The organism is Aminipila terrae (assembly GCF_010120715.1).
GTDB lineage: Bacteria > Bacillota > Clostridia > Peptostreptococcales > Anaerovoracaceae > Aminipila > Aminipila terrae.
The window spans coordinates 170,952-182,714 of sequence record NZ_CP047591.1 but is presented as its reverse complement, the minus strand read 5'-3'; the positions used below and the strand labels follow the sequence as shown (position 1 = coordinate 182,714).

Here is an 11,763-nt window from a genome sequence, read left to right as displayed (position 1 = left end):
TCGATTAATAAAAGAAAGAGGTATTTATATGGCTGTTAATGAAGAAATTATAAAGAAAATAGTAGAAACCATTATCTCAGAAGCTTGTGTAAGTCCGGATGAAAACGGAATCAAAAAGCACAGAGATAAAAGTGGTGTTATGGTTATTAAAACCAAGTCCATCAAGGCAGAACAATGGGAACAGCCTGGTGTGTATCTGAAACAGGCAACCAGCCTGGAAGAAGCACCTCGTATGGGGTGTGGCGTAATGGAACTAGACAGGGATGGGACTTTAGCCTGGACATTAACTTATGACGAATACGATTATGTTATCGATGGTATTCTACAGATAGAAATAGATGGAAGAACAGTAACAGGTTGTGAAGGGGATATTATTCTGATTCCTCGTAATTCACATGTTATCTTTAAGACTCCATGTTCAACTAGATATGCTTATTTTGTTTATCCAGCAGATGTAGTTGACGAAATCGTTTAAATGCAAGCTCCTTTCACAAATTTTTAAATACAAAAAACAGATGTCGGTATCTCAAGCCGGCATCTGTTTTTTGCATTTAAATAGTACTATGTCCAAGTATCTGGTAAAATAGTATAAAAGGAAGTGAGAATATGGATAAAGAGATAAAAGTAGGGATTATTTCCGATACCCATGGATTACTGCGTACGGAAGTAAAAGAAATTTTAAAACAGTGTGATTATATCCTTCATGGTGGTGATGTAAACAAACAGGCTGTTATTGATGAGCTAGAAGATATTGCAACACTTTTTGTTGTACGGGGCAACAATGATAAAGAATGGGCAGAGCATCTACCGCAAAATTTAAAGTTCGAGATAGGAGGTATCCGGTTCTATATGGTACATGACAAAAAATTTATACCTACACAAATGGAAAATACGGATATCATTGTTTTTGGACATTCCCATAAGTATCTTGAAGAGACCAGAGATGGAATCCTGTGGCTGAATCCCGGAAGCTGTGGGAGAAGGCGGTTTGACCAGTCAATCAGTATGGCCGTGATGACCATTAAAAGTGGAACATGGACCATAGAGAAGATTGAACTGAATCCGGAGATGAAGTAAGTGTGAATGAATAGAATAGGTCGTAGATGTTGATTTGATGAGAGATTATGGAACTATATTCTTATTAATAAGATTATTGTTTGCTAGATATAAAATGAAATTAAGTGGAAGTTTAAGGAAAAGTATGTTTAAAAAAGATGATATTGACGTAAATGTATAGTATAATTAAAAAGTATGCATGCCAGAAGATAACTTTTTTTACAGGCATAAAAAATAAAAAGAGGTGTAGAGAATGGTAATATTTTCATTCTATTCTGGCGTTGGAATGTTGGATTTAGGATTTCAGGAGGCTGGATTTGATATAGTTTTTGTGAATGAGTATAAAAAAGAATTTTTGGATTCTTACCAATATGCAAGACGAAATAGATATCCAAATCCGCCGCGATTTGGATACCATGTAGGGGATATTAACCAATTCTTAAGTGGAATTGAAGAACAAACTTTACGGCAGTATATAATGACTTTAAGACAAGAAGGGGAATTAATTGCTTTTATTGGAGGACCACCCTGCCCAGATTTTTCTGTAGGGGGGAAAAATCTTGGAAGAGATGGAGAAAATGGAAGATTAGCTAAGAGTTATGTTGATATGATTTGCAGGTTTAAGCCTGACTTTTTTCTGTTTGAGAACGTAAAAGGACTAATAAAGACACAAAGACATAGGGAATATTTTGATGAGCTAAAACTTCAGTTGCAAAATAATGGCTATGTGTTATCCGAACAATTATTAAATTCACTTAGTTTTGGAGTTCCACAAGATAGAGATAGAATAATAATGATGGGAGTTGGAAATATATCATTACTATCACATAGAGTTATTTGTGTAAATAATTCTTTTGCTTTTCCATGGAAGAGTAGTTTGCCATATGATGCAGAACTTGTTAAGACAATGAATTGGCCTAACACCCAAAGGTTTGCCCAATATAGTCGTAGAGAGTTTCATTATAATGTACCAATTGAATTAACTGTTGAATATTGGTTTAGAAAAAATAATGTTTACCATCATTCAAATAGGAATGACGTGTTTAATGTTCGAGGCGGCCTGCAAAAAATGCAGAGGATTTGTGAAGGAGATACAAGTAGGAAATCCTTTAAAAGACTTCACCGGTGGAGGTATTCACCAACAGCTGCATACGGTAATAATGAAGTGCATTTGCATCCATATCGAATTCGTCGAATTAGTGTTGCCGAAGCAATGGCAATTCAGTCATTACCTATATGGTTTGAATTACCACCCAATGTTAGTCTAAGTGCTAAATTTAAAATGATTGGAAATGGAGTGCCGTATTTAATGGCCAATATTGTGGCTCAAAAAATAAGGGATTTTTTTTGAGAGAAAGGTGATAAAAATGAACACTAAGAGAATGAGTGTAAATCCAAGAATAATAGAACATCTTGGAAGTGATTTAATTACATCTTCATCAGTTGCAATAGTTGAGTTGATAAAGAACTCAATTGATGCAAAGAGTAAAAAAGTCCATGTTCAATTATTTGATTATGTAGATAAAATAATAGACAATAATCAACTTTTAATTAAATTAGATCAAAATGTTATGGAGCTAATTAAAGCAAATGCTGAAAATGCTAAAATATTGTTGGTAGAAGATATTGGCATTGGAATGAATGATAATCAGTTAGAAAATGGTTTCCTAAATATTGGAACGGATATTAAATTTAATAATCACGATGACAATGAAGCTTTTTTAGGAGAAAAAGGAATCGGGCGGCTAGCAACTCAGCGGTTAGGCAAAAAATTAATACTTGAAACTGCGTCTAAAGCGTGTGATAGAAGTAAAGCTGTAATAATAGATTGGAAGAATTTGATTGAGTCAGAGAGAATAGACAATATTGAATTGCCATATTATGAATTTGACAAAGTTGGAGAGTCCTATACCAGACTTTGGATAATTGGAATTGAAAAAAATGAAATCATAAATGAACCAGAACAGATAGAATTATTCAATGAAACTAATGTATCACTTAATGACGAATTACAGGCAGCTACATGTTATTTAGTTTCGCCTTTTAAAAATAGTAAGAATGAAGTGGAAATTTCATTTTACAATAATGGAATTAAAATTAACACGGACTTTGATACCGAGTTACTAGATTTTGCTGAAAGTAAGAATTACTTTGAAGTAATAAAGGAAGATGAAAAAATTGTCATAAATTTGAAGCTGGAATTAACACCTATGTTTATTGAAAAGACGCATAGATACTGTATAAAACCAGTAACGTATTTTCCAAAATATCGAAAATCAAAGGATGATTATATTTCCTTATTTAAAAAATATAGACAAAGATATAACACGACTTTAAATTTACATGTGTCATATGAAGAAATTGTTAATAAATTAAAAGAAAAAAGAAAAAAAGTATATTCTGATGTAAAAGATCAAAAAGAGTTGGATATTTATCTAAAGCAGCAAGTCAAAAATGATCTAAATGAATTGCGGGGAATTCTACCTATTACCGGATGTGCATATAATTTTAAGCAAGATAATGCAATAGGAAAAATGTATGTTGATTTTATTAAATACTTAAAAGAAAATACAAATGGAAGAATTAATGACTATTCTGTTTCAGATATTCAAAATTTTTTAAATCAATATAGTGGTATTAAGTTATATAGAAATAGTTATAGAATAGGAGCATTAGGTAATAGAGATGATGATTGGCTCGAAATGCAACAATATAGGACATCGGGTCAACAATTTTATCGAATTAATCAGAGTAATACAGTAGGATATGTTTCTATAAATGATCCGCTTCAGGTTAATATTAGAGAAATTAGTTCAAGATTAGATATTGTGCAGAACAATGCTTCAAAAATATTTAAGGAAGTCATAATATATATATTTAACTATTATTTCTATGATTTTAACAGATCAGCTGATGATATTACAAAATCAATTTTACAAGATGAAGGTTTATTACAAGATGACATTAAAAAAGAGGTAAAAATAGGAAAAAAGAGAGTAATAAATTAGTTGAAGAAAATAAGAAATTATTGAAAGAAATACGTAAGACCAAAGAAATTTTACTTTCTAAAGCAGTAGTTGATGGTGATTATGTGAGTATATCCCAAGAAATATACAATACTGCAATTAATACATTAGATACAGCTGATACTCAAGTGCAAACGACGCAAAATGAATTGAGTAAAACAAAAGAGATACTGGACACTGCTGAAGCTGGTTTGAAAGAAATAGAAGTAGAGGCTTTTAATAATTATAAATTAATGGCTAATGGATTAATAACTGAAACTATTACACATGAACTTCATTCGATAGTAAACGATAAGCATATGAATAATATTGCTGGTAATTTTGAAGCATTAAAGGGTTATTTATATGAGAATTGCGTTTCTATGTATAATAATAATCTTATACCAATTAAAGATCAAAGTGATTTATTAATAAATAAAGTAGAAAATGTTGCAGATTTATATAATTTTCTAGAAAAAACATTTATTAAGAAGAATAGTTATAATGAATATTCTTGTGAAAGTTTAAAATTAGTAATTAATACAATTAGTGAAAAATTGGGAAGCGAGTTAGAAAAAAACAAAATTAAAATTGAAACACTTAATATTAACCAACAATGGTACATGCCGAAAGGTGTTTTATTACATGTACTATATAATCTTTTTATGAATTCTGTATATTGGATTGATATAAGACAAAAAAGAGCTATTAAGGAAGAGGCATATTTGGTAGAAAACAATAAAATAATTGTTGAACAAGAGTCTGATACGAATATTTTAGTATATGATACAGGAATCGGCGTTCTTAAAAAGATGGAATATGTACTTTTTGATGCATTACAATCTGGCAAAGAAAATGATGGAAGAGGAATGGGACTATATATTGTCAAAAAATTATTAAATTCCTTTAAAGCAGATATTGAATTATTAGAAAATACTAATGAATTTGGAAATAGATATATTTTTTCTATATCAGTTCCAGCAGAGTGTATAAGATAGGAAAGGGCTGAAAAAATGGAAATCTCGTTTAATGTTTTTATTCAATTATGGATATAGCAGGAATAATTATCATCGAGGATACTATAATTTTTGAAGAGAATAGATCTGCAGTAATGTATGATTTTTTAGGCATGCAAGAATCAGAACAAAAAATATTTTTGAAGACAATTTCAGTAAATCAAGAAATGATACAGTGTTTGGAAAACATTATTATCGAGTTTACTAAAATAAAAGAAGAGATCGACTGGATGCAAGTTCCATCTCGTGATATAGAATATTATTTCAAAAAAAATAAATTTGATGATATTCAGAAACAAATTGATAAGATATCAGACAGTATGCTGAAAGAAGCGAAAAAGGAAATACAACGGTTTGGTCTTGGGATAAAAGCACAAGGGATTGCAGGATATAAGGGAATATTGGAAGGTAGTAAAGTTAGTTCTAAAACTTATCCACTTAGAGTATATACAGATTTTAATGCAGATGAGTTAAAATCTATTAGCGAAGATATTGATCTTTTTTCAAGCGGAAATCAATATTTCCTTTGTGTAATTGATAATTTTATTGGAATAGAACCAAGAGGTAAAGAGATAATTAGTGAATTGGTGAAAAATCCTAAGGCAAAGAATAATGGAGTATGTATAGTTCTAAGCTCAAAAGAAGAAAAAATTTGCGATGTAACAAATCAAATGTATATTGGATTTGTTAGAAAAGATGAGATGGATTTAGATAATCAAATAAAAAAACAGTTGATTATGAGTCAATATAAAATAATGTTAAGTATATTGTCTGAAAAGAGAAAGGCTGCAATGGATAAAGTTTTTAACTATGCATCAGATAATATGGATACTGCCATATATTTAGCTTCTATGGCGGCGGAAGAAGGTACAACTAATTATGAAGTTTTAAATGAATGGATAGAATTACGCGAACGCTATTTTGCACATTGTGATAGTGCACAAGAAATGAAAAGGATAATATTGCTATCCAGTATGCTCGGAAATCTTGTTAGTGAGCAAACAGATTTGAAGTGTGAACCGGAGACTCTAATTGATTTTCAAACTTTTGAAGAATATGATTACAGTATAAATGAATTTTACTTACCACCTATGTCTGGAGATATATTTTTAATAAAAAATAATTATTATATGTTGGTTGGGCAGGAGTGCGAAATATCCCTAAGAGATGGAAAAAGAAAAAATCCAATAGCGGAGTTGGTACCTATATCTTTAATTGCAAATAAAGATATGGGAAAGGACAAGGAAAATTACAATTTTGAAAAATTACTATTGGGAAAATTTAAAACCGTAGATAATATCATTTCAAATATTTCAATCGATTGCACCAAGAGAGTAGTGATAGATAATGAAATTTTGGATCTTTGTGCATTTAATTGCACAGGTGTTGCTAGCATTGATACCTGTAGTCAATTAGATGTAAGGACTATGAATATGATGCCTATCCAATGGCAACAGTATTATGTAAGTATAAAAGAAAGAATAAAAGGTTTACAAACTAAGTATAATAGCATTAATCAGAAAAGAGAAGAATTAGGATTTGACATGACTGAGTTGCTCGAAGACTTAGGAGCAAGCCATAATAATAGATTAATTTCAATCATTGACTTTAGTCCAGATGGAAATGAGGTCATATATGAAGTTAGGCGAATATGTAGAATTAAAAATCATACATTATTAATTAATAAGCTGTTTTTGGAATATAGGGGCCGTCAAGCATTTAATACAATTAATATGGATGTAGGTAGAACATCTAAATATAAATTAATGCAAGATGGAACTGAGTTATGTCTAGATGAAAAAACAGCAATTGTACTTTTGAGTTCATCACGAAAAGATAATGATGGAAAACGATTAAAAAATAGACCATGGCAAGTAAAGAAAACTGATTTGCTTGAATTAATTAATATGACTAAAACACACAAAAATGATGAATATTTAAAACAGCTAGAAACACAAGATGAATCAATTTTGTTAGATGAAAGAACTGGCTATATTGCTAGCAAATCAATTAAATACACAAAGCAGTCTTATAATGATGAACTGATTCTAAAAATACAATTATGCAAATAAATATACATATATATTGCTTTATTTTGGGTATATCTTAGATATTACTTTTTCAGTCTATTTATGCTCGTATCTTCCTCTACATTGACAATATGGGAGCTTTAATGTATAATAATTCCTGAATTATTGTGATTATGTCAAAACGCTACTATTATATATAGTAAAAATTGGATTAAAAATATATTGAAAAATTATACCATGAGGGTGCGTAATCGGCTTTGAAGATGGTCATGGCTTTTATGGTATTTTTATTTAAAGAGAAAGTGTTGATTATGAAAGATAAAGTACAAGCTCAGATACATACTCATAAAGCATCGGATGGAACTGAATATACTCACAGCCACAACGAAGAGCATGGGCATAAGCATAGCCATCAGAATACCAAGGCTGTATTAAACCGCTTGTCTCGTGCAAGTGGCCATCTGGAAGCAGTAAGGCGTATGGTAGAGGACGGCAAAGATTGTAGTGAGGTATTGATACAACTGTCAGCAGTCATAGCAGCGCTTAATAATACGGGAAAGGTTATCTTGTCGGACCATATCACAAACTGCATTGTAGATGCAGTTGAATCAGGGGATAAGGAAGCAATTGATAATCTTAATAAAGCAATTGACCGTTTCATCAAGTAGTCTTACATATTGATATATAATTTATCCGGTAAGGAAAGCATATGGTTCTTGTGAGAATTTGAATATAAGAATGCCTAAAAAATGAGCTTACTAATGCAAAACATTAGTAAGCTCATTTTTGTCATGTACTGGACGTATTTTAATTTTGTAATCTACTTAAAGATATTGCAAGTATCACATTTTACGCAACATACACAGCATTTCATGCAAAAGGGGTTGAAATAAATTTTACAAGGAACATACTAAAGGCAAGAGGTTGATGCTTTTATTATTTGTAAGCGCAGAATGTTAATGCTGCATCCAAGGAGGTTATACTAGTGAGAAAAAAGACAAAAATGCTTTTTATTATAGCTGGAGTATTGGCTTTAACTTGTGGAACAGCATTAGCTGCACAAGTATTCTATCCTGGAGTTGATAGTGCACAAAGAGTAGGGTCAGAAGTGAGAATGTCTGCTATGAAACTAATGGACAAAGACACTACAGAATACGGTTTTGATAGGGCAGATGGAAACGAAAATCAGAATAATTTGGTAGCTATTGTTTTGGATGAAAAAATTTCTAGTGATTATTTTTTGTATAGAATGAACTTATATGAAGCTTGTGAATCTAAAAATCCAGCACAAGATGCGTGGGAGGAAATTAAAAAAGAGATAAATGAAAGAAATTTTGCTAAGGAACATAATATACTGCCTTCACAAGAAGAAATCATAGAAAGTACCCATCAAATGAGGGAAGTAGCTGAATCTACAACTGAGAGTCATGAAATTTTAAAATCCTTAGTAGATGCTATGGGATTAAGTGAAGATGAATATTGGAATATATTTAAACCTAAATATGAAACACCAATAGCCTTAATAAGACATAATGTTTCTCAATATTGTAAGGAAAATAATTTACCAGAATTAGATAATTCAGCGATTGAGTATAAAGTTATAGATAAAGACTTTTTTGATAATTTAGGAGTAAAATATTAAATTCTTAAATGGTTTCATATTATTGCAAGTCATCATATATCACATAATAAACAGAGTATTGAATCCTCCTTGGGGCGTCAATACTTTGTTTTGTTTTATCAGTAACTAGCTTTGATGGGTGTACTTGGAGTTAAAACTTAATAGGTATCCCCATCCAGGGCATACAAAACAGAAGAATATGAAGGGGGTTAAAGAATGAAATTTGGGATAAACCCCTAAAAATCAACGTTTAAAAAATGTGAAAAATTTAGCAATTTATATCCCCCATGGTGGCTTGTGCAATTTAAGGAGTGCATTATAATAGTCAAAGTAAGACTTACTCTAATATCGCTGATGAATGGGAGGGAAAAGTTATGGCTTGTTTTCTTGTACCTTTAGGTGAGGTTATTATAACTTCCGCAGTGCAAAAGGTCGTAGAGAAAAAAGAAAGAAAAGTTGAAAAAACTGTAGAAAGTCAGGAAAATGCAGAAAAGGTATGGCTTTCGGGAAATAATAATGAAGCAGACACAAGAAAAGCTTTACAGACGGGGTTCAGCTGGAGCCAGAAATTAAGCTGGCTGAACAGAATGTTATGGGGCGGGGTTATCCTGTTAGCATTTGAGCACTTATGGCATGGTGAAATTGTCCCCTGGCCTCCTTTTCTTACAGCAATGAACAATCCGGCGGATATAGGGCCAATGCTTCACGAAATAGCTACTATTGGAACTGGCATGGCATTATTTATCACTATTGTATGGACTGTCATGGTCATGATTGCAGATGAAAAATCAAAAACGGCTTTAAAGGCAGCCAAAGCCCATATCTAAAGGGGAGGTAATTTATTATGTACTTAATTATAACTGCAGTGGCAGCCATTGTTTCAACAATCATATGGTATGTCAATGCACCAGATGACAAATATAAGCTCAGTACGTTAAGTTTCATCTTTTGGGGGCTACGCTGATGTGGCTGGTGGATCACGTATTAGCTTACCTGAGTGAGGGAGGAGAATTTTTCGATATATCTTTAAATGCAACCCTCCTTGGGGTAAATGTTGTTCTTCTTGGCCTTGTTGTATGGATTGTTATACTTCTTGTAAAAGACCCAAAAGGAGTATTTACTAGACTTATAAACAAAGAGCAATAATTGAAACGAACATTTTAATAAAAACAAACTTAGTAATATATTTAATGACAAATTGTACTGATGGAAATAGTGTGTTATAAAATAGACCTGTAAGGGAGAAATTTTAAAAATTATCAGGTAGGTATGAACATGTCAGACAACTTCGTATCCACCTGCTTTTTTTATGCAAAAGAAAATGATTACTTAAAGAAGGAGAAAAAAATGAAAAAAACAAGAATAATGGCATTGTTACTTATTCTCGCATTAACAGTTACATGTTTTGCAGGATGCGGTAAAGAAGCTAAAGAGACTGCCAGAGAAGAAAGAATAGCTAAGGGTGAATTGATTGCTTCCATTGGTGCAGAACCTGAGGCTGGTTTTGACGCAACTACAGGAAGCCATGGCTCCATTACAAAGGTATTTTTCTCAACCTTATTTAAAAGAGATAAGCAGCTTGGATGGACCAATGATCTGGCAACCGGTTATCAGGTATCCCCGGATAAACTGACATGGACCATTACCATACGTGATGACGCCATGTTTACAGATGGTATAAAAGTAAAGGCCGAAGATGTGGCTTATACATATCAGACAGCAAAGGATTCAGGTTCAGATATTGATTTAACTATGATAGACAGCATTAAACCAGTTAATGATACAACCATAGAATTCAAACTGACAAGACCTTATTCCCCATTTATTGAAAGACTTGCTTATCTGGGAATTGTTCCAAAACATGCTCATGATGGTAAATTTAAAGATCATCCGATTGGTTCAGGACCATATAAGTTTGTACAGTGGGATAAAGGAGAACAGGTAATAGCAGAGGCTAATGACAATTATTATGGTGAGAAACCGAAGATTAAAAAACTGACAATGGTATTTTTAGATACAGATACTGCGTTTGAGGCAGTCAAGAATGGTTCAGTTGACGTGGCTCAGATCAATGGAAACTTAGCCAGCCAGAAAGTGGAAGGAGCAAAAGTAGTAGATATACCAAGTATTGAATGCTATGGTGTATGCTTCCCAATGGTTAAAAACGAAGGTAAACTGGCTCAGGATGGAGCAGTAATGGGTAACGATGTGACCAGTGATATTTCCATCAGGAAAGCTCTGAATACTGCTATAGACAGAGAAAAAATTGTATCTGGAGTACTGAATGGTTACGGAAGTGTATCAACTACAGGTCTGGAAAAAATGCCTTGGCTGAATGAAAGCACTGTTCTTGACTCCTCAGAATACGGCAATGTCCAGGCTGCTAAAAAGATACTGGCAGATGGAGGATGGGCTGATGCAGATCATGACGGAATACTGGAAAAAAATGGTCAGAAAGCTGAATTCAAGTTATTATATACAGAGGGAATCTACCGTCAGGAAATGGCGTTGGAATTCGTAAAGGTTGCCAGTGAAATCGGAATCAAAGTCGATTTGAAAAAAACAACATGGGATACCATTTTACCAGACATTCATAAAGAAGCAGTATTCTACGGTTTTGGCTCAGGTGATCCATCAGAATTGTTTAATATGTTCTATGGTGGATGTGCAGGTGGTCCTGTTGCCTGGGATAATTCAGGATGCTACAATAATCCTGCTGTAAATGAATGTATCGACAAAGCTCTGAATTCTAGGGATGAAGCAGAAGCAATTCCTTACTGGAAAGAATTGCAGAAATATACTTCTGCAAAGGGAGATGCACCTTACTGCTGGCTTGCAAATGCTAATCATGTTTACCTGACCGCAGATGGATTTAGTTTTGGAAAACCAGTGGTTCAGCCTCATGGAGGAAGAATTTTCGACAATGTTACAGAATGGTCATGGGGCAAATAATTTGACTATTTAATCTTGGCAATATACAATGACATAGGCAAGCAGGGCATTTTTATAAGAAATGCCCTGAACTATGTTAGAAA

The 11,763-nt window shown here is 32.6% G+C and carries 11 protein-coding genes; all 11 read left to right on the top strand.

The genetic code is table 11. The features are described 5' to 3' along the window. Window positions 1-28 precede the first annotated feature (28 nt). The 11 genes from Ami3637_RS00840 to Ami3637_RS00790 all read left to right on the top strand — a co-directional run bounded on the left by Ami3637_RS00840 (window position 29) and on the right by Ami3637_RS00790 (window position 11,680). Window positions 29-475: a cupin domain-containing protein gene (locus Ami3637_RS00840; RefSeq protein WP_162360899.1), complete on the top strand. Its 447-nt coding sequence runs from the start codon at window positions 29-31 to the stop codon at window positions 473-475. A 131-nt stretch (window positions 476-606) separates the two neighbouring features. Continuing rightward, a complete protein-coding gene (locus Ami3637_RS00835) occupies window positions 607-1,077 on the top strand; it encodes a metallophosphoesterase family protein (protein ID WP_202931072.1) in 471 nt (156 codons plus the stop codon). Between the two features lie 232 nt (window positions 1,078-1,309). Next, on the top strand, window positions 1,310-2,407 hold the full coding sequence (locus tag Ami3637_RS00830) for a DNA cytosine methyltransferase (RefSeq protein ID WP_162360898.1): 1,098 nt from the start codon (window positions 1,310-1,312) through the stop codon (window positions 2,405-2,407). A 16-nt stretch (window positions 2,408-2,423) separates the two neighbouring features. Next, window positions 2,424-4,064, top strand: coding sequence for an ATP-binding protein (locus tag Ami3637_RS00825; RefSeq protein WP_162360897.1), 1,641 nt, complete (start codon window positions 2,424-2,426; stop codon window positions 4,062-4,064). A gap of 20 nt (window positions 4,065-4,084) precedes the next feature. Next, the gene (locus Ami3637_RS00820; protein WP_162360896.1) at window positions 4,085-5,059 is read left to right on the top strand and encodes an ATP-binding protein; all 975 of its coding nucleotides are present in this window, start codon (window positions 4,085-4,087) and stop codon (window positions 5,057-5,059) included. 47 nt (window positions 5,060-5,106) lie between these two features. After that, on the top strand, window positions 5,107-7,149 hold the full coding sequence (locus Ami3637_RS00815; protein WP_162360895.1) for a hypothetical protein: 2,043 nt from the start codon (window positions 5,107-5,109) through the stop codon (window positions 7,147-7,149). 227 nt (window positions 7,150-7,376) lie between these two features. Next, on the top strand, window positions 7,377-7,775 hold the full coding sequence (locus Ami3637_RS00810) for a metal-sensing transcriptional repressor (protein ID WP_330586743.1): 399 nt from the start codon (window positions 7,377-7,379) through the stop codon (window positions 7,773-7,775). Between the two features lie 317 nt (window positions 7,776-8,092). Then, entirely contained in the window at window positions 8,093-8,749 is a 657-nt protein-coding gene (locus tag Ami3637_RS00805) for a hypothetical protein (protein ID WP_162360894.1), read from the top strand. A 353-nt stretch (window positions 8,750-9,102) separates the two neighbouring features. Beyond that, window positions 9,103-9,555 carry a hypothetical protein gene (locus Ami3637_RS00800; protein WP_162360893.1) on the top strand — a complete coding sequence of 151 codons (453 nt, stop codon included), beginning with the start codon at window positions 9,103-9,105 and terminating at the stop codon, window positions 9,553-9,555. 136 nt (window positions 9,556-9,691) lie between these two features. Beyond that, window positions 9,692-9,874, top strand: coding sequence for a hypothetical protein (locus Ami3637_RS17170; RefSeq protein WP_243158064.1), 183 nt, complete (start codon window positions 9,692-9,694; stop codon window positions 9,872-9,874). 201 nt (window positions 9,875-10,075) lie between these two features. Next, window positions 10,076-11,680 (top strand): ABC transporter substrate-binding protein, encoded by a 1,605-nt coding sequence (locus Ami3637_RS00790; RefSeq protein ID WP_162360892.1) that lies wholly within the window; start codon window positions 10,076-10,078, stop codon window positions 11,678-11,680. The last annotated feature ends 83 nt before the right edge of the window (window positions 11,681-11,763 follow it).